This window comes from Sulfitobacter indolifex (assembly GCF_022788655.1).
In the GTDB taxonomy this organism is placed as follows: domain Bacteria; phylum Pseudomonadota; class Alphaproteobacteria; order Rhodobacterales; family Rhodobacteraceae; genus Sulfitobacter; species Sulfitobacter indolifex.
Genome location: NZ_CP084954.1, coordinates 131,338 through 156,148 on the forward strand (window position 1 = coordinate 131,338; position 24,811 = coordinate 156,148).

At 61.4% G+C, this 24,811-nt stretch carries 23 protein-coding genes; 10 read left to right on the forward strand and 13 right to left on the reverse strand.

All coding sequences use genetic code 11. From position 1 onward, the window contains the following. The first annotated feature begins 74 nt into the window (after positions 1–74). A complete protein-coding gene (locus tag DSM14862_RS19435) occupies positions 75–809 on the forward strand; it encodes an SDR family NAD(P)-dependent oxidoreductase (protein WP_050770473.1) in 735 nt (244 codons plus the stop codon). On the opposite strand, the gene DSM14862_RS19440 is transcribed toward DSM14862_RS19435, so the two are convergent. From DSM14862_RS19440 to DSM14862_RS19455, 4 genes are all read right to left on the reverse strand, one after another. Beyond that, positions 810–1,718 (reverse strand): LysR family transcriptional regulator, encoded by a 909-nt coding sequence (locus tag DSM14862_RS19440; protein WP_007121112.1) that lies wholly within the window; start codon positions 1,716–1,718, stop codon positions 810–812. Positions 1,719–1,796: 78 nt separating this feature from the next. Further along, positions 1,797–2,978 (reverse strand): nickel pincer cofactor biosynthesis protein LarC, encoded by a 1,182-nt coding sequence (gene larC, locus DSM14862_RS19445; RefSeq protein ID WP_007121111.1) that lies wholly within the window; start codon positions 2,976–2,978, stop codon positions 1,797–1,799. Further along, a complete protein-coding gene (locus DSM14862_RS19450; protein WP_007121110.1) occupies positions 2,978–4,312 on the reverse strand; it encodes a nickel pincer cofactor-dependent isomerase, group 22 in 1,335 nt (444 codons plus the stop codon). Before DSM14862_RS19450 ends, larC begins: the two co-directional genes overlap by 1 nt. A gap of 3 nt (positions 4,313–4,315) precedes the next feature. After that, positions 4,316–5,863 (reverse strand): UxaA family hydrolase, encoded by a 1,548-nt coding sequence (locus DSM14862_RS19455; protein WP_208855132.1) that lies wholly within the window; start codon positions 5,861–5,863, stop codon positions 4,316–4,318. A 90-nt stretch (positions 5,864–5,953) separates the two neighbouring features. Here DSM14862_RS19455 and DSM14862_RS19460 point away from each other — a divergent pair, with 90 nt between their 5' ends. Beyond that, on the forward strand, positions 5,954–6,730 hold the full coding sequence (locus DSM14862_RS19460; protein ID WP_007121108.1) for a GntR family transcriptional regulator: 777 nt from the start codon (positions 5,954–5,956) through the stop codon (positions 6,728–6,730). A 1-nt stretch (position 6,731) separates the two neighbouring features. On the opposite strand, the gene DSM14862_RS19465 is transcribed toward DSM14862_RS19460, so the two are convergent. From DSM14862_RS19465 to araD, 3 genes are read right to left on the reverse strand one after another with little or no spacing between them, the layout of a single operon-like run. Beyond that, positions 6,732–7,442, reverse strand: coding sequence for a ribonuclease activity regulator RraA (locus DSM14862_RS19465; RefSeq protein WP_007121107.1), 711 nt, complete (start codon positions 7,440–7,442; stop codon positions 6,732–6,734). After that, positions 7,439–8,350 carry a dihydrodipicolinate synthase family protein gene (locus tag DSM14862_RS19470; protein ID WP_007121106.1) on the reverse strand — a complete coding sequence of 304 codons (912 nt, stop codon included), beginning with the start codon at positions 8,348–8,350 and terminating at the stop codon, positions 7,439–7,441. The genes DSM14862_RS19465 and DSM14862_RS19470 overlap by 4 nt, the downstream gene beginning before the upstream one ends. A gap of 11 nt (positions 8,351–8,361) precedes the next feature. Next, positions 8,362–10,104, reverse strand: a complete 1,743-nt coding sequence (gene araD / locus DSM14862_RS19475) for an L-arabinonate dehydratase (protein WP_007121105.1) — start codon at positions 10,102–10,104, stop codon at positions 8,362–8,364. Between the two features lie 117 nt (positions 10,105–10,221). On the opposite strand from araD, the gene DSM14862_RS19480 reads away from it, so the two are divergent. From DSM14862_RS19480 to DSM14862_RS19490, 3 genes are read left to right on the forward strand one after another with little or no spacing between them, the layout of a single operon-like run. Next, a complete protein-coding gene (locus DSM14862_RS19480) occupies positions 10,222–11,022 on the forward strand; it encodes an HpcH/HpaI aldolase family protein (RefSeq protein ID WP_007121104.1) in 801 nt (266 codons plus the stop codon). 2 nt (positions 11,023–11,024) lie between these two features. Further along, positions 11,025–12,566 (forward strand): aldehyde dehydrogenase (NADP(+)), encoded by a 1,542-nt coding sequence (locus DSM14862_RS19485; protein ID WP_243254606.1) that lies wholly within the window; start codon positions 11,025–11,027, stop codon positions 12,564–12,566. After that, positions 12,563–13,525, forward strand: coding sequence for a 2-hydroxyacid dehydrogenase (locus tag DSM14862_RS19490; protein WP_007121457.1), 963 nt, complete (start codon positions 12,563–12,565; stop codon positions 13,523–13,525). The genes DSM14862_RS19485 and DSM14862_RS19490 overlap by 4 nt, the downstream gene beginning before the upstream one ends. 42 nt (positions 13,526–13,567) lie before the next feature. Here DSM14862_RS19490 and DSM14862_RS19495 read toward each other — a convergent pair whose 3' ends face one another. The 5 genes from DSM14862_RS19495 to DSM14862_RS19515 are packed head-to-tail and all read right to left on the reverse strand — an operon-like array spanning position 13,568 to position 16,853. Then, positions 13,568–13,882, reverse strand: coding sequence for an NIPSNAP family protein (locus DSM14862_RS19495; RefSeq protein ID WP_007121456.1), 315 nt, complete (start codon positions 13,880–13,882; stop codon positions 13,568–13,570). 25 nt (positions 13,883–13,907) lie between these two features. After that, positions 13,908–14,624: a FadR/GntR family transcriptional regulator gene (locus DSM14862_RS19500; protein WP_007121455.1), complete on the reverse strand. Its 717-nt coding sequence runs from the start codon at positions 14,622–14,624 to the stop codon at positions 13,908–13,910. A 3-nt stretch (positions 14,625–14,627) separates the two neighbouring features. Then, complete coding sequence (gene larB / locus DSM14862_RS19505; protein ID WP_007121454.1) at positions 14,628–15,329, reverse strand: nickel pincer cofactor biosynthesis protein LarB; 702 nt, start codon at positions 15,327–15,329, stop codon at positions 14,628–14,630. Next, positions 15,316–16,101 (reverse strand): adenine nucleotide alpha-hydrolase family protein, encoded by a 786-nt coding sequence (locus tag DSM14862_RS19510; RefSeq protein ID WP_007121453.1) that lies wholly within the window; start codon positions 16,099–16,101, stop codon positions 15,316–15,318. Before DSM14862_RS19510 ends, larB begins: the two co-directional genes overlap by 14 nt. After that, positions 16,098–16,853, reverse strand: coding sequence for a FadR/GntR family transcriptional regulator (locus DSM14862_RS19515; RefSeq protein WP_243254607.1), 756 nt, complete (start codon positions 16,851–16,853; stop codon positions 16,098–16,100). The genes DSM14862_RS19510 and DSM14862_RS19515 overlap by 4 nt, the downstream gene beginning before the upstream one ends. Before the next feature lie 254 nt (positions 16,854–17,107). Here DSM14862_RS19515 and DSM14862_RS19520 point away from each other — a divergent pair, with 254 nt between their 5' ends. The 4 genes from DSM14862_RS19520 to DSM14862_RS19535 all read left to right on the forward strand — a co-directional run bounded on the left by DSM14862_RS19520 (position 17,108) and on the right by DSM14862_RS19535 (position 23,273). Next, the gene (locus DSM14862_RS19520) at positions 17,108–18,067 is read left to right on the forward strand and encodes a TAXI family TRAP transporter solute-binding subunit (protein WP_050770471.1); all 960 of its coding nucleotides are present in this window, start codon (positions 17,108–17,110) and stop codon (positions 18,065–18,067) included. A 132-nt stretch (positions 18,068–18,199) separates the two neighbouring features. Further along, positions 18,200–20,074 carry a TRAP transporter permease gene (locus DSM14862_RS19525; RefSeq protein WP_243254608.1) on the forward strand — a complete coding sequence of 625 codons (1,875 nt, stop codon included), beginning with the start codon at positions 18,200–18,202 and terminating at the stop codon, positions 20,072–20,074. 31 nt (positions 20,075–20,105) lie between these two features. Next, positions 20,106–21,812: a thiamine pyrophosphate-binding protein gene (locus tag DSM14862_RS19530; RefSeq protein WP_007121067.1), complete on the forward strand. Its 1,707-nt coding sequence runs from the start codon at positions 20,106–20,108 to the stop codon at positions 21,810–21,812. A 12-nt stretch (positions 21,813–21,824) separates the two neighbouring features. Continuing rightward, positions 21,825–23,273, forward strand: a complete 1,449-nt coding sequence (locus tag DSM14862_RS19535) for an FAD-binding oxidoreductase (RefSeq protein WP_007121066.1) — start codon at positions 21,825–21,827, stop codon at positions 23,271–23,273. Between the two features lie 4 nt (positions 23,274–23,277). Here the strand turns inward: DSM14862_RS19535 and DSM14862_RS19540 are convergent, their stop codons facing one another. After that, positions 23,278–24,024: an SDR family oxidoreductase gene (locus tag DSM14862_RS19540; protein ID WP_007121065.1), complete on the reverse strand. Its 747-nt coding sequence runs from the start codon at positions 24,022–24,024 to the stop codon at positions 23,278–23,280. A gap of 167 nt (positions 24,025–24,191) precedes the next feature. Here DSM14862_RS19540 and DSM14862_RS19545 point away from each other — a divergent pair, with 167 nt between their 5' ends. After that, complete coding sequence (locus DSM14862_RS19545; RefSeq protein ID WP_007121064.1) at positions 24,192–24,803, forward strand: TetR/AcrR family transcriptional regulator; 612 nt, start codon at positions 24,192–24,194, stop codon at positions 24,801–24,803. Positions 24,804–24,811 lie beyond the last annotated feature (8 nt).

Below are 24,811 nucleotides of genomic sequence, written 5' to 3' on the forward strand. Positions count from 1 at the left end.
TATCCCCTCCCAAATATCTGCTGTTTACTTATCACTAGGTGGTGGTGATAAGTAAACAGTAGATCGTCGAAAGGATGACCCCCGTGACCCAAACCTCGCCTTCGCGCCACGCGGTTGTCACTGGCGGCGCCCGTAACATCGGCCTTGGCATCGCGCGCAGATTGCAGGAGGACGGTTGGCGGGTCTTTGTGCTCGACATCGCAGAGCCAGAGGAGCCCACCCTGCGGGCGGATGCGCAGCAGGTGGACTTGTCAGACCCGGCAGCCACAACAGCGGCTTTGGAAATCGTCCTTAAGAACGGCCCGGTCACCTGTTTGGTCAACAACGTTGGCATCGTAAAGCCCGCATCTTTCGACGCGGTAGAGATTGATGACTTTGACCGTATCATGCACCTGAACCTGCGCCCCAGCATAGTGGCGGCAAAGCTTTTGGTGCCGGGAATGCGCGCAGCCGGAGCGGGGCGCATCGTGATGAACACCAGCCGCGTCACTAAGGGCAAAATTGACCGGACGCTCTATTCCGCCAGCAAGGGTGCAATCCAATCCATGGCGCGCACTTGGGCGTTGGAACTGGCGCGTGATGGGATCACCGTCAACTGCGTCGCCCCCGGCCCCATCGCCACGACGGCATTTTGGGAGAACAACCCCAAAGACGCCCCCGAAACCCGCGCGATCGTCGATGCGGTACCAGTGGGCCGCATGGGCGCCCCCGAAGATGTGGCGCAGGCGGTTTCCTTTTTCGCCGATCCACGGAGCGGTTTTATTACCGGGCAGACGGTTTTCGTCTGCGGCGGCACCGCGGTCGGGTAGTCAGCTTTCGGGCTCTATGGTGTCGAGCAGCCTGCGCAGAACAGGATTGCTCGGGTCGCGCAGATAGGCCAGCCCGATCCGGCTTTGCACCTTTGCGTCTCTAATCGGGAGGAACGACACGCCCGCGTCCTTCATCCGCGCGGCGGAAGCGGGAACAAAGGCGACGCCGAGGCCCGCCGAAACGAAATTCACGATGGCCGTAAACTGTGGCGCGCGATGCGCCACACGGGGCGCGAAACCGGCGTCGGCGCAGAGCTGATAAGCGCAGGCGGCGAACCCCATATCGGGGCCAAGGTGGCTAAAGATAAAGCTTTCTTCGCGCAGCGTTGCCATGGCGACCGATGGCACCCCGGCAAGACGGTGATCCGGCGGCACGGCCAGCAAGATATCCTCGGTATGCACGGTGCGGGTCAGCAATGTTTCAGGGACACCGGAAAGTGGCAAACGCACAAAACCGGCGTCAAGCCTGCCTGCCACGATCTCAGCAATCTGCAAGTCCATGTCTAACTCGCGCAGGATAAGATCCACGTCCGCCGCACCTGCGCGCAGTTCCCGCAATAGCCGCCCCAGGATCCCCGCATAGGAAGCCGAGCCGACATAGGCCAGTTCGATCCGCCCCCGCTCTCCCGTGCGCGCCGCCTCGGCCACGGCCTCGACCCGCCGCGCCTGCTGCAAAAGTGCGCGGGCTTCGGGCAAAAGCGCGCGGCCAAACTCGGTCAGCGTGACCCGGCGGCGGTTCCGATCAAAAAGCAATGCGCCATCGAAAGCAGTTTCGAGGTGTTTCAGTTGTTGGGTCAGCGCAGGCTGCGCCACGCCCAAATGCGCCGCCGCTTGGCCGAAATGCAGCGTCTCTGCAATGGCGACAAAGACCTCATACTGGCGCAGCGAGGCGGTGAGTTGCTTTTCCATACGGCCCCCTGAAACGGCTTTAGGCGTTTTCACATGGGGCCGGGTGATAAGCAAGATAGATCACTGGACGCCGGTATATTACCCCTCTACTGCGCGGGCGCGTTTTCGACGCTCCTGCAAGGTGTCGGCATCTGCCAGATCATCGCTCTCGACTTTGATGGTCTCATGCCCTCCCGGCCGTTGCGCGCGTTTGCGGCGCGGCGTGGCGCCATCCTCACTCTCACGGGGCAGGATTAACCGATCGACCACCGACCGACGCAGACCAAGCGTTGAGGTCAGATCAAACATCCGCGCCGCAATCTCTTCTGCCGCCTGCGGTAAAACCAAAAGCTCCAGACGTGTTACGGGCCGTGATTTCTTGCCCTGCCCGGCGAGTGTCAGAAGGTCAACCACGCCCGCCGTCGCGCGCAGCCGGTCCACGGCCGCACCCAGTTCTTCGCCGGTCATATCGTCGATGTCACAGGCAAGTTGCACCAAGCTGTCCTGCTGCATGCCCCCAGACACCGTGTCAAAAACACTGACCCGCAAAATATTCGGCAAACCCTTCATCACCCGCGTCCCGGCCCCTGACCCGGTGCAGCGCAGCCGACCCGGAGGGCGGCTCGCCGACGGACTGCCACCGGTCACATGCGCAAGGATCGCAGCACCTGTGGGGGTTACACGTTCGCCCGGCACGCCGTCGTCGTGCCAATCGTAGCCTTGCAGGATCAGCGCGGTCGCGGGGGCAGGCACAGGTAGCTTGCCATGCGCCGTCTCAACCAATCCGCCCCCAAGCGGGAGCGGCGCGAGCGAGACTGTAGCCCCCGCTAGTGCCGCACAGATGCTGCCTGCGGCGGTCACATCCATCAGCGCGTCCCAATCGGCGATCTCATGAAAATGCACCCGGTCGATGGGGATGTTGTGCACCTGCGCTTCGGCCTCTGCGATCCGGTGCAGAATGGCGCAGGCGGACTTTGCCGTGCCATCTGACAGCGGCGCGTTTTCCAAAAGCGTGCGCATGGCGCGGTAGGTCGTCTCGGCCCCATGCCGCGCGCCTGCGTCGGGTGCTGCCAGCACCAATTCAAACCGCCGCGCGGTGATGCCCGAGGCAACATGTTCGGTCAGCTCCGCATGGCCCACCTCGGCAGGCAATACGGCGGCCACATCGGCCAGCACACGCTCGGCCAGATCGGGGAAAGCATGCAGCATCGCCGCGATGAACATATCGCCCGCCGCGCCGCCCACCGGATCGAGGTGCAGATGAAGCCCTTGCCCGAACATCAATGCCCCTCCGGCCAGGGATTGCGCAACAGGCCGCCGTCAAACTGCATCTCTTGCAAATCACCGACCACCTCTACCCCCGGACGGTCGCGCAGTTCCGGCAGCATCGCCTCGGAGGCATAGAGATACTCAAGTTTCAGCGTATTGGGGATCCGCAGCAGCCGGACCTTGGTGATATCCTCGGCCCCGCAGGTCTTGACCGCCGTTTGAATCGCTGTGCGGTCGCAGGGCATGACCATGGGTATTTTCGATTGTTTCAGCACCTGCGAGGTGATGGCATTGGCGTAAACCGCCTCGCGGTCGAAATCCTGTTCCAACCGTTCAGTGATCACATCCGCGCGCGCCGCGCCATTGCCGTTGCCATTGCTGCGCGGCGAGAGGCCAAGCGCCACCAACCGCGAGATATGCAGGTGGACCTGCATCTTCTCACTCGAGAAACGATGGGTGATATTCGGGTCCATCCCGGTACCGGAAAACTCCTTGCCAATCTCATCGACCACTAGCACATCCAGATCGCCCGAGGCCGACGGCGCATCAAGCGGCCCCAGCGGCAGGCGTGGCATGTTGCGCATGGCCTCTTGCAGATAGGGCGCTTCGGCCTCCAGCATCCCGTCGCTGTCGAGTGCCACGACCTGTGCCAGCCCATCGTATGCGTTCTCAATCGTGCCGATGCCGAAAAGCACCTTGCAGCGCTCCAATTTCATCCGCGCCATCTTGGCCACGAAGATACCGACGTTATCAATACCGCGCGAATGGCAAGTCTCGGCCCCCGACTGCTTGCCCAGACCGATCGAGAGCATCTTGGCCAGCCCGCTTTCGTTCGGTGCCCGGAAAGACGTATGCGGTTTGATGCGGTTGAACAGGATGATCCCATCGGCGGCATTGGCATGGCGGTCCATCCGCACCGACATGCCGTTGTCGAGCACGCCGATCTCATCAGTCTCCATCGACGAGCGGATCTCGCAACCGAGGCTTTCTTCGGTCACACCCAGTTTTGCTAAAAGCGCCGTCTGCCCCTCTGCCGTGGCCCCGCCGTGGCTGCCCATTGCAGGCACAACAAAGGGATGGGCCCCGCGGGCGCGGACCTCGGCCACGATTGCGGCCAGCAGTTCCGGCAGGTTAGCCAGCCCCCGGCTGCCGGCGGTGATGGCGATGGACATGCCCGGCTTAATCTTGCCCGCGCAATCGGCCTGCATCGCCTCCGCCACGGCAGCGCGCGGATCGTCGATCTGCGTCGCGGCAAAGGTTTGACGGCACAGCGCCATGCGCGGCAGCGGCGTATTCTCGACCAGTTTCACATAGTTCGGTTTCATCTGCGCTGTCCCCTCTGACATCTGTTACCCCGTGACCCCAATCGGCCAAGGCGCGAATTCCTCTTCGCCCACGCCAAGCGCTTCGGATTTGCTCTGCTCGCCCGAGGCGATGGCGATGATGCGTTCAAAGATCGCTTGGCCCAATTCCTCTAGGCTCAACTCACCGTCGATCACGGTACCGCAGTTGATGTCCATATCGTCCTGCATTTTGTTGAACATCGGCGTGTTGGAAGCCAGCTTGATCGTCGGTGACGGGTAAGAGCCAAAGCAAGAGCCGCGCCCGGTGGTGAAGCAAATCAGGTTCGCCCCTCCCGCGATCTGCCCCGTGGCCGACACTGGATCAAAGCCGGGCGTGTCCATGAAGACCAGCCCTTTTTGGGTCACCGCTTCGGCATAACGATAGACTTCCATTAAGCCGGTGCTGCCACTTTTCTTGGCTCCGCCAAGGGATTTTTCTAACACATTCGCCAATCCGCCCGCCTGATTGCCGGGGCTTACGACGCCGTTGATCTGCGTGTCGCGGCCCTTGGTATGCTCAAGCCACCAGTCCATACGCTCGACCAATTTGCGGCCCACCTCTTCGGTGCGGGCGCGGCGGGTGAGCAAGTGTTCGACGCCAAAAATCTCGGGCGTTTCCGACAGGATGGCCGTGCCGCCGTTGCGGACCAGAATATCCGCCGCCACGCCAAGGCCGGGGTTGGCCGACAGACCCGAAAGCCCGTCCGACCCGCCGCATTGCATGCCGATGGTGATGTGTTCCGCCGAACAGGGTTCGCGCTGCACGGCATTGGCTTGATCCAACATTTCGCGCACGGCGTCCTTACCTTCGGCAATCGCGCGGGCCGTGCCGCCGACGTGCTGCATGGTGATCGTGCGCAGCATCTTGCCCTCCGCCAGCCCTTCTTCTTCGAAGAATTGCGCCAAATTGTTGCGCTCGCACCCCAGTGACAGGACCACGGCCCCGGCCAGATTGGGATGGCGGATGTAGCCCGATAGCGTGCGGCGCAGCAGGTCCATCGGCTCGCCCGTAAGCTCCATTCCGCAGCCGGATTCGTGGATGAAAGGGATTACGCCGTCGACATTCTCCCAGGCCTCCATCCGCTCTTCGTCGAAATAGTTGGCGATTTTGCGCGCCACAGTGGCTGAGCAATTCACGGTGACGAAAAGCCCGATGTAGTTGCGCGTGCCCACCCGGCCATTCTCGCGCCGGATGCCCATAAACTGTGCGCGCTCTGTGGGCGGCAGCAGGTCGGTTGGGGTATAATCGCGGGCGAAAGCATAGTCTTTGTCGACCGCATCGAACTTGATGTTATGGCTGTGTAGCCAGTCCCCCGCCGCGATATCCTGCGCCGCATAGCCGATCACCGTGTCAAATTTCAGGATCGGCGCGCCCTGCTGGATGGGCCGGATTGCGATCTTGTGACCTTGGGGCGTATCGTGGTTGGCATGCAGCCCGTCTTGCGGCAATACCGCCCCTTGGGGCACCGCCGAGGTCGCCACAACCACGTTATCCGTCGGTGACAGCAGCATCACCCTTGCACTTTGGTCTACTTGCATGGTCTGGCTGTCCATCGGATGCTCCCCCACAGGGTGTCGAAAAAACCGCTTCGGTAAGACGTCATTAACTGATATATTAGATTTAACAGCTATGGAAGAGCCCACATGACCTCATCGAACACCCCCCCCGCGCAAAGCGCACAGACCCTCGCCAAAAGTATCTTGGGCGGAGGGGCTGATCTGGGTCTGTTCGAAGGCGGCCCCACGGGGCGCGGGGTCTATGCCACGCTGCGCGATCAGATTGTCCGGCTCGACCTGCCGCCCGGCACCCCGCTCTTGCGTGCGGAATTGGCCGAGACCCATGGCGTGAGCCTGACGCCGCTGCGCGACGCGCTGCAACAACTCGCCAAAGAGGGGCTGGTCAAAATCTACCCACAGTCGCGCACTTTAGTGACGCCGATCGATATGTCCGCGATCCGCGAAGCGCAGTTCATGCGCATTGCGCTTGAGACAGAGGTCGTGCGCCGTTTGGCCGCCCACATAGCGCCCGAAGCCCTGACCCGTCTGCGCAGTATCGTCGCCCTGCAAAGCAGCATCTCGGATCAGCCCGGCGATGTGCCCACCTTTCAGGAGCTGGACGAAGTGTTCCACCAGACCCTTTTCGTCGCGGCGGGGCATGTGCAAAGCCAGCGCATCATGCGCAGTCACGCGGGCCACTTGGAGCGTCTGCGCCGCCTGCATCTGGATGACATTGACGAGGCAGGGCGCATTCTGAACAACAAAGACGTGATCGGCGGCCACAGCCGAATCCTTGACGGGATTGAGGCGGGCGACGCTGATGCGGCGATGAAGGCGCTTCGGCAGCACCTGCAGCGCACTGTCGACCGTATGACCGAGAAGCGGGCGGCTTTCCCGGAGTATTTCACCCCGGAAAAGCCCTGACTCAGCGGTTGTTGGCTTTGCGCCACTCGGTAAACTTGTCGAGGTTTTCCTGCTTGGTGCCGGGATAGAGCCCGATGATCCCCGCGCCGCCTTTGACCTCTTCAACGACGAAATCCTCATAGGCGGTCATCTCTACGGCCTCATCCGCGACCTCTTCGGCGATACCTGCTGGAATGATGATCACGCAGTCATCGTCACCCACCACGATATCGCCAGGAAAAACTGGCGCATCGCCGCAGCCGACGGGGCAGTTGATCTCAATCGCCTCATGCAGGGTCAGGTTCGTGGGGCTAGAGGGCCGCGCGTGATAGGCGGGCATCTCCAGCGCGCCAATCGTCGCCGCATCGCGCAGCCCGCCATTGGTCACCACCCCTGCCGCGCCGCGCATCATCAGCCGGGTGATCAGGATATCCCCAGCACTCGCGGCGCGCGCATCCTTGCGGCTGTCCATCACCAGCACATGACCCTCAGGGCAGGTCTCAATCGCGACGCGCTGCGGGTGCTCGGGATTGCGGAATTCGACCAGCTGGTTGCGGTCTTCGCGTGCGGGCATATAGCGCAGGGTAAAGGCGGGGCCGACCATATTTCGACCCTTGGCCGCGACCGGACCCACCTCCTGCACCACCTGATTGCGTAGCCCACGTTTATAAAGTGCTGTGGCCAAAGTCGCGACCGAAACCGCCTTTAGTTTCTCGCGCAATTCGGGGTTCATGCCCTGTCTCCCTTCAGTCGGTTGTCTGTAATGAATTGATCCAGCACCGCCTGCTGACGCTCTGTCAGGGGCCAAGCGGAGGGTGGGCGCGTGGCGCCGCAATCCCGTCCGATGGCCATCAGGGCCGCTTTGACGCCAGTGACATTGGTGCCGTTATGCTCTTCGGCGCGGATGTCCTCGAAGGCGCGCATGCCCGCGATCAACTGGTTCGCCTCTGCGTAATTGCCTGTGGCGAGCGCTGCGTGAATGGCGACCGACCGCTCCGGCCAGACGTTGATAAGGCCTGAGGTAAACCCCCGCGCGCCCACAGCGTAGAGCGGCGGCGCCCAGACCTCTGCCAAGCCGCCGACCCAGACGATATCATCCGGCGCTGCCTCAATCGCGCGGGCAAGGCTCAAAGGATTCGGCGTGGCCCATTTGACCCCCTTCACCCCCTCGACCTCACAAAGCCGGGCGATGCCTTCGGGCCCCATCGCATCATTGCGCAGGTACAGCATCACCGGCAACCCGCCCGAAGCATCCCGCACCGCGCGCACATAATCGACCGTGCCACGAGGGGAGACGAAGGGATCGGGCGGCTGGTGGATCATCAGCGCATCGGCGCCCGCGTCGGCGCTCGCCTTGGCCAGCGCACAAGCATCGCGAATGCCGCGCCCGACACCCGCCAGCAGTGGCGCGCGCCCGTCGACCATCTGGGCCACCTCGCGCACCATCGTGCAGGCTTCATCATTGGTCAGCGCGTAATATTCGCCGGTGTTGCCGTTCACGACCGGGATATGCACCCCGGCGGCGAGCGCGCGGTCGATGATCGGGGCCAGCTTGCGCGGCGCAATCTCTCCACTCGTGTCATAGGGCGTCACAAGGATGCCCGAGATGCCGGTGAGCGCTTTTGATAGATCATGTGTCATGCGAGTACCCCTTAGAAAATATCCGGCTCACCCGCCGCTTGCCCAAAGGCTGCGGTGAGGTAGTCAAAGTCACAGCCCTGATCGGCCTGCCCCACATGGCGCTGGAACATATAGCCCCAGCCGCGCTCGAACCTTGGCTCGGGGGCTTTCCACGCGGCGCGGCGGGTGGCGAGTTCACCCTCGCCCACCAGCATGTCGAGGGTCCGCGCCTCTAGATCCATGCGCACAATGTCTCCTGTCTTCAGCAGCGCCAGTGGCCCACCTACGAAAGATTCCGGCGCGACATGCAGGATACAAGCGCCGTAAGACGTGCCCGACATCCGCGCATCCGAGATCCGCAGCATGTCCCGGTGCCCCTGTTTCAACAACGCTTTCGGCATTGGCAACATGCCCCATTCAGGCATCCCCGGCCCGCCCTGCGGCCCCGCGTTGCGCAGCACCAGTACATGGTCCGGCGTCACGTCGAGGCTCTCGTCATCAATCGCGGCCTTCATTTCAGGGTAGCTGTCAAAGACCAGTGCCGGGCCTTCGTGGCGGTGAAATTTGGGATCGCAAGCCGCCGGTTTGATGACCGCGCCATTGGGGCAAAGATTGCCCTTGAGCACGGCGAGCGAACCTTCTTTATAGACCGGGTTCGACAGGGGCCGGATCACATCATCATTATAGACAGGCGCGCCCGCGATCCCTTCTTCCAAAGGCTTGCCGGTACAGGTGATCGCCGTACGGTCCAGCTTATCCCCCAGCTGATCCATTAGCGCCCGCAGCCCGCCTGCGAAATAGAAATCCTCCATCAGGTATTCGCTGCTGCCCAAGGGCCGAATGTTAGCAATGAGCGGCGTGGTGCGGCCCAAGGCATCCAGATCATTCAGCTCCAGCGCCACGCCTGCGCGGCGTGCCATCGCCAGCAGATGCACCACCGCATTGGTCGAACAGCCCGTCGCCATTGCCACCGTCGCCGCGTTCTGCACCGCAGCCGGGGTGATGATTTTATCGGGCGTCAGGTCCTCCCAAACCATATCGACGATGCGCCGCCCGCAAGAGGCACTCATCCGTTTGTGGCCCGCATCTGCGGCGGGGATCGAGGTGGCCCCCGGCAGCGTCAGCCCCATCGCCTCAGCAATCGCCGTCATGGTGGAGGCCGTGCCCATGGTCATGCAATGCCCGTAAGACCGCGCAATGCCGCCTTCGACACCGACCCATTCCTCTGCCGAGATCGTGCCTGCGCGGCGCTCATCCCAGAACTTCCACGCGTCCGAGCCGGAGCCAAGCGAACGACCCGCATAATTGCCGCGCAGCATCGGCCCCGCAGGCAGGAAGATAAACGGCACGCCTGCGCTGATCGCGCCCATGGTCAGGCCGGGCGTGGATTTATCACAGCCGCCCATCAGCACCACACCGTCAAGCGGATGCGAGCGGATCGTCTCTTCCGTCTCCATCGCGATCATATTGCGGTAGAGCATCGAGGTCGGCTTGGTGAAACTCTCGTCGATCGAGATCGTCGGAATCTCCAACCCCAAGCCACCGGCCTGAGCGATGCCTTTCTTCACGTCCTCCGCGCGATCGCGGAAGTGGAGGTGGCAGGGGTTCATCTCAGACCAAGTGTTCAGGATGCCGATCACCGGACGGCCCTCCCAATCCTCGGGGCCCAGACCCATCTGCATCATCCGCGACCGATGCCCAAAGCTGCGCAGATCGTCGGGGGCAAACCAGCGCGCGCTGCGCAACTGATCTGCGGTTTTCTTGGTCTCGGTCATGGGATCCTCGCCAGCTCAAACATCATCGCAAAACGGGTGGAAATCACATCTTGCTCCAACTAATATATTACCGTATCACCCCAATTGTCGATACCATTTGAGGGGCGCGTCGCGAAAATGTCGGGAAAAACACTCAAACAAACGCTTCGCCAAGGCAGCCGCCTGTCTGGGTTCTGGCTCTCACTTTGCTCACCTACGGTCACGGAAATCGCCGCGGGCAGCGGGATCGATTGGCTCTTACTCGACATGGAGCACGCGCCGAATGACCTGAGCCAAATCATTGACCACCTGCGCGCCGCAGGCAGTGCCAATCCCGATGCGCAGATGGTCGTGCGGATGCCGTCTTCAGATCAAACCATGACCAAACGGCTCTTAGATATCGGCGTGCGCAATCTGATGTTCCCGATGATCCAAAACGCCGAAGACGCCCGCCGCGCCATGGCTTGGACCCGCTACCCCCCCGAAGGGCTGCGCGGCATCTCGGCCACGATCCGCGCTAATAACTACGCGCGGCAAACGGAATACCTGAACACCTATGCCGATGCGCAATGTGTCATCGTGCAGGTCGAAACGCCCGAAGCGGTCGCGGAAATCTCCGCTATTGCCGCTGTGCCCGGCGTAGACGCGATCTTTATCGGGCCGGGCGATCTGTCTTCGGCGATGGGCCATACCGGCAACCCGATGCACCCAGATGTTCAAGACAAGATCCGCGAAGCGGTCGATGCCATACACGCCGCCGGGTTGCCCGCAGGGATCCTTGGCTACGGCGCAGATCTGGCGCGCCGCTATTTTGACGGCGGTATCGAATTTGTCGCCATCGCGGGCGACGCTTGGCTGCTCACGCGGCAGATGGATGCGCTGGTCCAGACCATGGCGCAGCCCTCCCTCACCTCAAAACAGCAAACCGACAAGGATTGATCATGAGCGCGGATAACAAGACATTTCACCCCCACGGCAAGCATCTGATCGCAGGCGCGTGGGTCGGTGGCGGGGAAACCTTTGCCAACTCCCCCGCCACAGGCGAAAGCGACCAGTTCCAAAGCGGTACCTCTGCCCATGTGAATCGCGCCTGCGAAGCGGCCGAGGACGCCTTTTGGTCCTACGCTTCTTCCAGCTGCGAGACGCGCGCCAATTTCCTGGACGCCATCGCTGATGAGATGGAGGCCCGCGCCGAGATCATCACCGAAATCGGCAGCCGCGAATCCGGCCTGCCCGAAGCCCGTCTTCAAGGCGAGCGTGGGCGGACAACCGGACAACTCCGCCTCTTCGCCAATCACATCCGCAAGGGCGCACATCTGGACCGTCGTGTGGACGAAGCCCTGCCAGATCGCCAGCCGATGCCCCGCCCCGACATCCGCATGATCCAACGCCCCATCGGGCCGGTCGCGGTCTTTGGCGCGTCGAACTTCCCGCTGGCGTTTTCCACCGCAGGCGGTGACACCGCAGCGGCGCTGGCGGCGGGCTGTCCGGTGGTCGTCAAAGGCCACTCCGCCCACCCCGGCACGGGGGAGATCGTGGCCGAAGCGATCCATGCCGCAATCCAGAAATGCGGCATTCACCCCGGTGTCTTTTCCCTTATCCATGCCAACAGCCGCGAGGCGGGTCAGAAGCTGGTGCAGCATCCGCTGATCAAGGCCGTGGGCTTTACCGGCTCTCTCGGTGGGGGCCGCGCGCTCTTCGACCTCTGCGCACAACGCCCTGAGCCGATCCCGTTTTTCGGGGAGTTAGGTTCAGTCAATCCGATGTTCGTTCTGGCCGAGGCCACCCGAAACCGGGGCGCCGAAATCGGCGCGGGCTGGGCCGGATCGCTGACCATGGGCGCCGGGCAATTCTGCACCAACCCCGGCATTGCGGTCGTGGCAAAAGGGGCCGAGGGCGATGCCTTTGTCGCCGCCGCTAAAGAAGCGCTAGAGCAGGTCGGCCCACAACTCATGTTGACCGATGGCATCGCCAAGGCCTACCGCAACGGAAAAGAGCGTTTCACCGGGCGCAACGCGGTACGCGCGCTGGTGAGCACTGACAGCGAGGGGCGCAGCGCCCAGCCGAACCTCTTTGAAACCGACGCCGATACCTACCTGCAAGACCACGCGCTTGGTGAAGAGGTCTTTGGCCCCTTGGGTCTGGTGCTGCGGGTGTCGTCGGGCGATGAGATGCAAGAGCTCGCCAAAGGGTTCGAAGGTCAGTTGACCGCGACGATCCAGATGGACGACGGCGACACCGAAGCCGCCAAGGCGCTCATGCCCATCCTTGAACGCAAGGCTGGGCGGGTGCTGGTGAACGGCTTCCCCACCGGGGTCGAGGTTTGCGATGCCATGGTACACGGCGGCCCCTACCCGGCGTCCACCAACTTTGGCGCGACGTCCGTGGGCACCATGGCGATCCGCCGCTTCCTCCGTCCGGTTTCCTACCAGAACTTGCCTGAGGCGTTACTGCCCGAAGACCTGCGCGGGGCATCGGTATGAGCGGCGCGCTGATCGGCCCCGTCGCCGTGCTCGACGCGATGCCACAGGATATGCAGGATAAGGTGCGCGGCTATGCCGAAGGGCTGGACCTGCGCTTTGCCGACTCTTTCTCTGAAGAAGATTTCGCCAAAACGGTGAAGGGGGCGGCCTATATCGTTCCCCGCGGACGCGGCCTTCCGGCCTCGGTGCTGCGCGGGGCCGATAGTGTGCGCCTCGTCCATCAATGGGGCACGGGCTATGACAAGATCCCCGTTGATGTGGCGAAAGAAATGGGTGTGACCGTGGCGCGCAGTCCGGGCGTTAATGCACCCACCATCGCGGACCTGACCATCGGCATGATGATCGCCGCCCTACGCCGCATCCCGCTGCACTATAACAACACCCGCGCCGGCAAATGGATCGTGCCAGAGATCGTCCCCGGTGCCCGGGACCTCAGCAGCCAAAAGGTCGGGCTGATTGGCTTTGGTGCCATCGGGCAGCTTGTGGCAAAACGGCTGACGGGCTTTGACTGCGAGGTGCTCTATTACCGCCGCTCAGGGGAGGCCGAAGGCACCAGCGCGCGCTATGCCGAGCGCGACGAAATCCTCGAGACCTGTGACATTGTCAGCCTACATATGCCGCTGACCGAGGCGTCACACCACACCATCGGCGCGGCGGAATTGGCGCGGATGAAGGCGGATGCCCTGCTGGTCAACACCGGGCGCGGCGGACTGATTGATGAGGCGGCCCTGATCGATACGTTGACGAACAAACGCATCGCGGGTGCGGCCTTGGATGTCTTCACCGAAGAGCCGGTTCAGCCGGACAACCCACTTCTGCGCCTCGATAACGTCCTGCCCCTGCCGCATATAGGTGGCCATAGCGAGGATAACCTCAAGCGCATGGTCGGCCATTGGGCCAGCAACATCCGCGCCTTTCACGAAGGGCGTGGGATCGACGAAAGCTGTATCGTCACTTAAATTACGCCTCCGGCCTGAACCCTCAGACCGGAGGCGTACCGCTTAACCTTCCAGCGGTACGGGCATGAGGATCTTATTGGTCTGGCTCACCAGATACCCCGCCTCTGCGCTCTTCTTCAGATAAGCCTGCCATTCAGGGTCCGCCGCCATCTGCGCGCGGCGCGCAGCGCGGTCGGCGGCATCTTCATAGGCCCAGATATGGACGAAGGAATTTACGTCGCCCGTCTCAACCTGCGCATAGATCACTGGCGCGCCAAGAATGCGCTTTTGGGCCGGAAAACCGAACTCAGCATAAAGCGCGAGGTGCTTCTTGATCGTACCGGGGCGGCAGCAATAGGTACGGTGGTCGTAAATCATAAAATGGCCTTTCGGGCTGTTAGCTTTATGCAATTCCGGCGTGGTCGGTGATCCGGGTCCGCGCCTGCAAAAGGTGATAGGCCATCGACACACCCGCGACTTCGCTGTCACCTGCGCGGATCGCTTCGAGTATTTGGCGATGCTCGCTGATCACCACATCGATCCGCGCTTGGGAGCCTTCGCGGGTCAGCTTTTGCGCGACGTCGATCCCTTGCTCAATGGACTCCCGCGCGCAATCGAGCATCCGAATGAAGACCTCATTGCCCGAAGCCGCCGCAATGGCGCGGTGGAACTGGTAATCTGCGTCAAAGGACGGGGTGCGTGCTTGCATAGACGCCTCTAGCGTCTGCAACGCCGCCTCAATCCGTGCGATGTCTTTCGGGTTGGCCCGTTGCGCGGCCATGCGGGCGGTTGCTTTTTCAACCGTGATCCGCGCCTCCATCGCCCGCATCAGACCGGCGACAGACCCGGCCGTCGCATATTCAATCAGCTTTTCCGAAGGCCGCCGCCGCACAAAGGTGCCGACGCCGCGCCGCGCCTCAACCAGCCCGTCCTCTTGCAACTTGCGCAGCGCTTCGCGCACCACGGGGCGGGACACGCCAAAGGCCGTGGCAATCTGGTTTTCCGAAGGCAGTTTTTCGCCCTGTACCAGTTTGTTCGACACGATCTGCTCTAGCACCTGCCCGTATAGCTGATCGGCCAGTGTCTGGCGTTTCTTAATCTTCAGTTTCGGTGCTGTCACCGGTCACTCCCCCGCCGCGGCGCGACGCATCATATTGGCCAATCGCAACGCCGAGGTCGCCGCACCATAGCCGTTGTCGATGTTCACCACCGTCACCCCCGGCGCGCAGCTGGCAAGTATCGAATCGAGCGCGACCCTCCCGCCGCGGGCCACACCATAGCCCACGGAGGTCGGCACACCAATGACCACCCCCGGCACCAGCCCGGCCACGACCGACGGCAGGGCCGCGTCCATCCCGGCGAAGACGATCACCACATCCATTTCGCGCAGCAGCTCCTCCCGCGCGAGCAGACGCCAAAGCCCGGCCACGCCCACGTCCGACACTTCGGTCGCGTCCATTCCACCGTAAGCCAACGTACGCTTCGCCTCTGCCATCGGGGCATAGTCTGACGTACCCGCGCTGACCAAACCGATGCGTGGGGTGCTGGCCAAGGGGCCAATCTCTCCGAGAATGGCGGTGCGAGAGGCGGCGCAGTAATCAACCAACTGACGCATATTTTCCGCCATGTCGCCGAACTGCTCTGCCGTTAGCCGGGTCAAGAGAAGCCTGCGCCCCTCTGCCGCCGCGTCGCCGATGATCGCGGCGATTTGCGGCACTGATTTATGCTCACAAAGCACCGCTTCTTCGATGCCGATGCGCCCCCCACGCCCGCGGTCAAAGGTCACGTCTGGGTGCCCGTCGGGGCCTCTCTCATTGATGGACAAATGCACTTCCTCTTGAATAGGGGCGCAGGTCAACCGCGCGCCCGTCATCTGTTTCCTGCCGGACCTGCGCTAAAACCATTGCACGCTGAGAGGCGGAAAGGCCGTTGTGCACCAGCTGGTCTACCTCAACGACCCAGCCCCCGCGCAGCAGGCGGCAACGCAAGGTGATATTGCCCAGCTCCGCGCGTAGTAACGTCTCGATCCGATCAATCACCGCCAAGTCCGCAGGCTCCACCCGCAGGCCGGTCTCAATCCGGCTGGCCAGACAGGGAGCCGCTGGCAATTCCGCCAGTTCCCCCAGCCCAAGCACCCGCGCCAGCGCGCGCACATCTGCTTTTGACATCTGCGCATCGACAAAAGGATGCAGCACGCCATGCTCTGCCGCCGCCTGCAAACCGGGGCGGTAGTCTGTCAGATCATCGGTATTGGTGCCCGCCGCCACCAGCGGCCCCATGCGTGCCAATGTGCCGTAAAGGTTCGACTTGCAAAAATAACAGCGGTTCACTGGGTTGGCGCGGTAGGACGGATCGGCAAATTCGCCCGCATCCACCAGCCTCAACGGCGCACCCCAAGCGGCTGCGAATTCTTTTACCCGCGCCGTTGCCGCTGAGGGAACCGCTGCCGACACCGCATGGCACAGCGTGAGCCCCGCCGCTCCACGTACTTTGGCTGCCGCGGCAGAAAGGGTCAGGCTGTCAATCCCACCGCTCAATGCAATCGTAAGGGACGCAGGCGTGGCAAGTGCATCATGAAGTGCAGCAGGTATCGTCATTCGTCCAACCCGTCTTCTGTCTTAAGCTGCGCCAAGAGACGCGCGCTCGACATCTGTAGGTGGTCTCGCATCCGCTGACGGGCACTTTCCGCATCGCCTTGGGCAATGGACGTGGCGATGTCGTAATGTTCCTGAATGGCATCCCGGCTTTCGCCCCCGCGCTTCAACGCTTGAAGCCGCCCGGCCAGCATCGTCTCTCGCAGACTGGCGACGAGATAGTTAAACAGACCTAGGTAATAGCTGTTCCCGGTGGCCTCACAGACCGCGCGGTGAAAAGCGAGGTCGGCACTGACCCCGCTGGCAACGGCAGGACCGCCAATCTTGTTGCTTTGGTCGTAGTCCGCAGCGGCGCGCTGGATTTCATTACGGGCCTCCGGCGTCGCGCGGGCAGCGGCGATGGCGGCGGCCTCAATCTCTAGACCCATGCGTAATTCTAGAATTTGCTCAAGTTTGCGTTGGCTTTCCACATCCTGCTCATGAATCGCAAACCCTTGTCGGGGCCGATCACTGGCAACAAACGCGCCGCGCCCTTGCCGACTTGAAAGCATCCCCTCCGCTTTAAGACGCGATACCGCTTCACGGATCACCGTGCGGCTAACGTCAAAGTCACTCGCCAAAGTGGTTTCGGACGGCAGCACATCGCCCACGCTCCAGATACCATTCACAACATTATGCCGAAGCACCTCAGTTACTTGATCGCTGAGCGTGGCACCATCGACTAGGGGTGCTGTCGCCTGAAGATTTCCTGCCATAATAACAACTTCCTTTCGCCGATTGGACCACCTGTATGACAAGCTGTCAATAAAGAGGAGATAGGGCCGTTTGAACCATTACAACCAGAATACAACATTACAAGTAAGAGGGAATATGCCCCGATTTGTATTTTTAATTGACAGGCATACGATTCCCCCCCAGTCTGCAGACCTACGGCAAGAGGGTATCAGGGGGGAGCCCGGAACCCATCCAGTTACTGCCGACACACAGTTAAAACTCGGGAGGAGTTTCTATGTCACCTATGTTCAAATCGTTACGCCGCACCACCGCGGCCACCATCCTTTTCGCAGTCGCAGGTGTTGCCGCACATGCGCAAAGCTTTGTTATGGCGACCGGCCAGCAGGGCGGCTCTTGGTATCCAGTGGGCGGCGCGATCAAGGCGATCGTCGAGCGTGAGAACCCCGGCATGGACATCACGGTGACGCCGGGTGCTGGTGTGTCGAACGTGGTCGGTGTGGACGGGGGCCGCTTTGGCATCGCATTCGCCAACTCGATTTCGACCGTGGACAGCCTGTCGGGCAAAGAGCCTTTCCGCAAGGCGACTACCAATGTCTGCAACCTTGGCATTCTCTATCCGCAGTATTTCCAGATCGTCGCATTGGAAGATTCTGGCATCAAGACCATCGCCGACATGAAGGGCAAGCGCCTAACCACACAACAGCTTGGCAATACGGGTGAGTTCCTGACGCGCGAGCTTTTGTCGACCGCAAATTTGACCTTTGATGATCTCGATAGCGTCGCCAACACGTCCTATTCTGACTCTGCCTCGCAGATGAAAGACGGTCAGGCCGATTTCTTCACGCTGGGTTCGTCCCTGCCGACAGGTTCGGTTATGGACCTCGCCTCTTCGCGTAAAATCCGCCTGATCGACGTGGATGAAGAGACCTTCGCCTACTTTAAAGGTCAGAACGCCGCTTTCCAGCGTCGCGAAGTCAAAGCAGGCGCCTACCCCGGTTTTGATGAGACCGTACACGCCATCAGCTATGACACCCATATGGTCGCACCTTGCGACTATGACGGCGAGATCATCAAATCTGTTCTGGGCGCAATTGCCGACAACAACGACAGCTTTGCCGCGATCAGCAAGTCCATGGCGAACCTGACGGTTGAGGAAATGGCCACCGACATTGGCGTGCCCTTCCACCCCGCCGCGAAAGAGTTCTACGCCGAGCGTGGCGTCTCGGGGATGTAATTTACCCCTGACGAAAAACGGGTCGGCCGGGGCAGCACGCTCCGCCCGACCCAATCCCATACTGGCCCCCGCCGCGCGCTCTTAGCGCAGCAGTGCTTCCGGCCACCTTCCACTCTAGACGCGAGAACCCCCATGCAACTGTCGATCTTACTGGACAAGATGCCCCTGATTACCCGTATAGCAAGGCTGATCCTGGTCGGTATGGCTGTGTGGCATCTCTACGTCGCCTTTGTTGGCCCGCCCAACCCTTATATCATGCGGGGCGTGCACGTCGCGCTCGCGCTTCTGCTGATCTTCCTGACCGTTGACCGCAAAGGGCTGCGCAACGACGTGCCCAGTTGGTATGATGTGGTGATCGGTCTGGTCGCGGCGAGCGCTGCACTCTACCCGTCCTTCAACCTGAATTACATCACACAGCGGTTCCTCTACGTCGATCCGTTGATGCCGATGGACATCGTGGTGGGGATCACCCTTGTGGTTCTGCTGCTTGAGGCAACCCGACGGATGCTTGGGCCCATGCTGCCGATCACCGCCCTTCTGTTCCTCGGCTACGGTCTGGCCTTCACCTCGACCCTCCCCTCGGTCATCCTTGAGCAGCTGTTCATGACGCCCGAAGGCATTTTCGGCATCCCAATTGCAGTTTCAGCGACTTATATGGTGCTGTTCATCCTGTTTGGCTCATTGGTTGAGCGGATGGGCGTGGGCCAACTCTTTATGGATTTCGCTGTGGCCCTCACCGGCCGTCAGGTGGGCGGCCCCGCCAAGGTGGCCTGCGTGACCTCCGGTCTGTTCGGCTCGGTCTCCGGCTCTGCCGTGGCGAACGTGATGACGACCGGCACTTTCTCCATCCCGCTGATGAAACGCATGGGCTTTAAACCTGCATTCGCGGGCGCGGTTGAGGCTGTGGCTTCTACGGGCGGTCAGATCATGCCGCCCGTTATGGGGGCTGCGGCCTTTGTCATGGCGGAATACCTCGGCGTGGGCTACCTGACAGTGGCGAAGTATGCGCTGGCCCCGGCGATCCTGTTCTATGTCGCGCTCTTTGCTGCGGTCCATTTTGAGGCCAAGCGTAAGGGCATTGGTTCGGTCCCCAAAGAAGACCAAGTACCGCTTAAAATTGTCTTGCTCGAACGTGGCCACCTATTCTTGCCGTTGGCGATCATCGTCGGCGTGCTGATGATGGGCTACTCGGCCCCTTATGCGGCGCTTTGTGGGATCATCTCGGTCGTGCCGGTCGCCGCGCTGCGCAAGACGACACGGCATTACGTCACCGTGGACAACATCCTTGACGCGCTTGAGGGTGGCGCGCGCAACGTGCTGGCGATTGCGGCCGCCTGTGCCTGTGCGGGCATCGTGGTTGGCGTCATCGACATTACCGGCCTTGGCCTCACCTTCTCGAACTTCGTAATTGAAGCGGCCCAAGATACGCTGGTTATCGCGCTGTTCCTGTCGATGATCGCGGGCATCATCCTTGGTATGGGGATGCCGACGACACCCGCCTATATCGTGCAGGTCGCCCTGCTGGTGCCGGCATTGGTGAAACTGGGCGTTCAGGTCGAAGCGGCGCACCTCTTCGTGTTCTACTTCGCGATCCTGTCGGCCATCACACCCCCCGTCGCCATGGCGGTCTATGCGGCCAACACCCTGTCGCATGCCAAGATCGTTGAGGCGAGCTGGGCTGCCGTGAAACTCGGTGCGACCGGCTTTATCGTGCCCTTCATGTTCGTCTATGAACCGGCGATCCTGATGCAGGGCTCGGTCACCCAGATCACACTGGTCCTGTTGCAGGCCACCACCGGGGTCATCCTGCTGGCCGCCGCCTTGCAGCGCTACTACTTCGGCAGGCTGTCCAACGTGTTGTCGGTGGTGCTTTTCGGTGCGTCGCTGCTGCTGATCTACCCTGATCTACGGCTCACCGCTTCGGGGCTGGTCATCGCGGGCATTATTCTGGCCTTCCAAAGGTCTAGAAACCCCAATCCAAAAAGCCAACCGGCCACCCATACTTAAATCTTAGAACGAACGAAACGGAACCTTCTCCATGTTGCAAAAAACTTCCCTCAAGGCGCGGACCGGCGGACAGGTCCTTGTGGATCAACTGCTGATCCACGGCGCTGACACCGCCTATTGCGTTCCGGGCGAAAGCTATCTTGAGGTGCTCGATGCGCTGCATGATGTGCAGGACCGTTTCAGCCTAATTAATGCGCGCCACGAGGCCGGGGCCGCCAACATGGCCGAAACCTATGGCAAGCTCACCGGCAAGCCCGGCATCTGCATGGTAACCCGTGGCCCCGGTGCTTGCCACGCGGCAATCGGGGTGCATATCGCGCAACAAGACAGCACGCCGATGATCCTACTGGTGGGCCAGATCGCCCGCGACACGACTGACCGTGAGGCGTTTCAAGAAGTCGACTACCGCGCCATGTTCGGCCCGATCGCCAAATGGGCCACCCAAATCGACGACCCGGCGCGCGTGCCGGAATATATGGCCCGCGCCTTCCGAGTGGCGACCTCGGGCCGTCCCGGTCCAGTGGTGATTTCCCTGCCCGAAGACATGCTGACCGAGGTGGTTTCGGTCGCCGACGCGCGGCCCTATACGGCCACTCATGCGAGACTGTCTGCCGACGACCTCGACATGCTCAAGACCGAGATCGCGCAGGCAGAGCGGCCTTTGCTGCTGCTTGGCGGCTCTGGCTGGTCGGATGAAAGTGCCGCGGCCATCACCCGCTTTGCCGAAGCCAACAAAATCCCCGTCACCACCTCGTTCCGGCGTCAGGACATCGTGAACAACCTCTCGCCCGTCTATGCGGGCGATTTCGGCACCTCCACCGCGCCCAGCCTCTATGCGCATCAACGGGATGCTGATCTCCTTGTGGTGATCGGCGCGCGTTTGGGTGAGATGACGACCAAAACCTACACCAGCATGCAATCGCCCAATCCGGACACCCGTCTGGTCCATGTCTATCCCGACGCGGATGAGATCGGGCGTGTCTATTCGCCGGATCTGGGCATCGCCGCGGCTCCGGTCTCTGTCGCTGCTGCATTGGACGGTGTCGATCTGGGCCGCGCTGAGACATGGGGCGCTTGGTGCGAGAAGCTGCACGCCGATTACCTGACCGATACCGAAGCGCCCAACGGCGGCGAATGGGATCTCGACATGGGGGTCGCACTTGCGCAGCTGCGCGATGAGTTGCCCGATGATGTGGTGGTCACGCTCGACGCGGGCAACCACACCGGCTGGGCGCAACGCTTTTTGCGCTTTGGCCGACCGGGGCGAATTGTCGGGTCGACCTGTGGCGCGATGGGTTACTCCGTTCCCGCCGCCGTCGCGGCGTCCATTGCAGACCCCGAACGGCTGACGCTGTCCTTCGTCGGTGATGGCGGCTTTATGATGAGCGGCAATGAACTGGCTACCGCCGCGCAATATGGCGGGCGGCCCATCGTGCTGCTGTTCAACAACGGCATCTATGGCACGATCCGCATGCACCAAGAACGCGACCACCCTGAGCGTATCTCGGGCACCACTTTGCAAAACCAAGATTTCGTCAAAATGGCCGAAGGGCTCGGTGCCCATGCCGAACGAGTGACCAAGACAGAGGATTTCGCCGCCGCCTTCACACGTGCCCGCGAGAGTGGCCGCCCCGCATTGATCGAACTGGTGACCGACCCTGAGCAAATCTCAACCCGAACCACCATCAGCAAACTGCGGGACGCCGCGCGCAAGAAGGCCGAAGCCGACCAGCGTTGAAGGATTGACCCAATGACTACTCTGACCGCGCCGCGCGACCTGCCTCAAACAGACGCGCGCGACCATAGCGCTCTGCTTGACGACCTGCGCCAAGCCATCGGTGACACATATGTCGTGACCAACGCAAAAGACTTTGACGCAAGGCTGATCGAAGACCGCGGACTGCGGCGCGGCACGGCGCTGGCCCTGCTGCGCCCCGGTTCAACCGACGAGGTCGCCACCTGCATGCGCCTGTGCCACGCAGCACAGGTGCCGGTGACTCCGCAGGGTGGCAACACCGGACTTGCAGGCGGCGGCGTGCCGAATGGGGGGGTAATCCTGACGACTGAGCGTCTGAACCAAATTCGTCAAGTCGACCCGACCAATGCGACCATGACGGTCGAAGCGGGCTGCATTCTGGCAAACATTCAAGCCGCTGCTGATGGGGTCGATGCGCTGTTTCCGCTGTCTTTAGCCTCCGAAGGCTCCTGCCAAATCGGCGGCAACCTGTCGACCAACGCGGGCGGAACGGCGGTGCTGCGTTACGGCAATACCCGCGATCTGGTCTTGGGTGTCGAAGTGGTATTGCCCGATGGCCGTGTGCTGAATGACCTTAGCGGCTTGCGGAAAAACAACACTGGCTTTGATCTTAAGCACCTCTTTATCGGGGCCGAAGGTACGCTTGGGATTATCACTGCGGCAGTCATCAAACTCTTCCCCAAACCGACCGCCCGCGCCACGACATTGGTGGCCTGCACCGGTCCCGAGCCTGCGCTTGCTCTCTACGCCCGGATGCGCGGGCAAGCTGCTGATACACTCTCTACTTTTGAATATATCGACCGGCTTGGCCTGCAAATGGTGATCGACCACGCGCCGGGGTGTAATGATCCGATGACAGAGGCGCATCCCGCTTATTGTCTGATCGAACTCACTGGCAATGGCGCGCAGGCTGCCCTCGATACGCGGCTCGAAAGCGCGTTGGAAGCAGCGTTTGAGGCGGAGGAGATCACCGACGCGGTGATCGGCGCATCTGAGGCGCAAAAAGACGCGCTTTGGGCATTGCGGGAAAACCTCTCAGAAGCGCAAAAGCCTGAAGGTGCGTCGATCAAACATGACGTATCGGTCCCGGTCTCCCGCGTGGCCGATTTCATCCGCGAGGCGACCCAAGCTTGCATGGATCACATGCCCGGCCTGCGGCCCTGCCCGTTTGGCCATTTCGGCGACGGGAACTTGCATTTCAACCTGTCACGCCCTGTGGATATGGCAGATGCCGACTTTTTGGCGGAATACGGAGCCTTCAACCGCATCGTGCATGATATCGTGCACCAAATGGGCGGTTCTTTTTCGGCGGAACACGGCATCGGCACCTTCAAACGCGCTGAGCTCCGCCGCTATAAAGATCCGGTTGCGCTGGAGTTGATGGAGCAGATTAAAGCAACACTTGACCCGGGCCACTTAATGAACCCGGGCAAAATACTCTAATGGCCTATCCGCGCCCGGCGAAGGGCATCTTGGTGGCCATAACGGTGACGAACATCGCGTTTGCATCCAGTGACAGTTTCGCCATGTAAGACAGCGTCGCTGCAACGTCGTTCACATCCATGCGCGGCTCTGACATGCGGCTGCCGTTGGGCTGCAAGATGCCCGCTTTCATACGCTCTGTCATCTCACTCGCCGCATTGCCGATGTCTATCTGTCCGCAAGCAATGTCATGGGGTCGCCCATCAAGTGATAACGCGCGGGTAAGTCCGGTGATCGCATGTTTTGTGGCCGTATAGGGCACGGATAAGGGCCGCGGCACATGCGCGCTGATCGAGCCGTTGTTAATGATCCGCCCACCTTTAGGTTCTTGCCGTTTCATCAGCGCAAAGGCCGCGCGGGCGCAAAGGAACGACCCGGTGAGATTGGTGGCCACGATGTCATTCCAATCCGCGACGCTCAGCGCGTCCAACTCTACCGCAGGGCCGTTGCGCCCGGCATTGTTGAATAGAAGGTCCAACCGCCCAAAGGTGGTTTCAATCTTTTCAAACAGCACGGCAACATCCGCCTCGACACCCACGTCGGCGGCGACGGCCAGATGCCCCTCTCCCGCAAGCGTTGCGCGTCCCTCGTCAATCTTGTCTTGCCGCCGTCCTGTCAGAACCACGGTGAACCCATCCCGCGCTAGCTGCTGCGCACAGGCTAAGCCAACGCCGCTGCCGGCACCCGTGATCAACGCAATTTTTCGGTCCATCGCATTATTCCATTCATAAGGGTATTGCCTGAAAATCTAATATATATGATCCGCAGAGGATAGGGTTTTCCACTGGTCTTTTACCAACGCCCCCAGCCCAAAACCTATCGCCTCACATTTCCAAGAGGGGTATAGACGACCGGTCTATTACTGCATAAATACCCCCTATGACCGAGGCAAAGAAATCAGACCAAACGCGGCAACGCATCTTGGACACCGGACGTAGCCTCGTGCTGCGGCACGGGTTCTCGGGCGTTGGCCTATCGCGCATCCTGAGCGAGAGCGGAGTGCCCAAGGGCTCTTTCTACTATTACTTTGCATCGAAAGAAGCCTTCGGCACGGCGATGCTTGCCGACTATGTAGAGGGTTACCTTACCCGTGTTGACGCGCTCATAGCTGGCCCAGGCCAAGCGGGTGATAAGCTTGATAGTTTCTGGGACGCATGGCTGAGCCAATCCAGCGCGCCGGGGATCGCCAGCGCCTGTTTGGTGGTCAAGCTTGGCTCCGAAGTCGCTGATCTGTCTGATCCGATGCGCGATACATTAGATCAAGGTGTTGACGCTTTGGTAAACCGTATTGCGCAATTGTTGCGGCACGGTGCGCAAGATGGCTCCGTGCGCGCGGTGGACGATCCTGAAACCACCGCCCGTATGCTCTATGCCAAATGGCTAGGTGCTGCGGTGCTCGCCAAACTTGCCCGTAGCGATGCGCCTCTGCGCATGGCCCGGGCTGAAACCTCTGTCCAACTCTCCCCCATCCGGGACCAACTCCCAACCTGAAAGGAAAC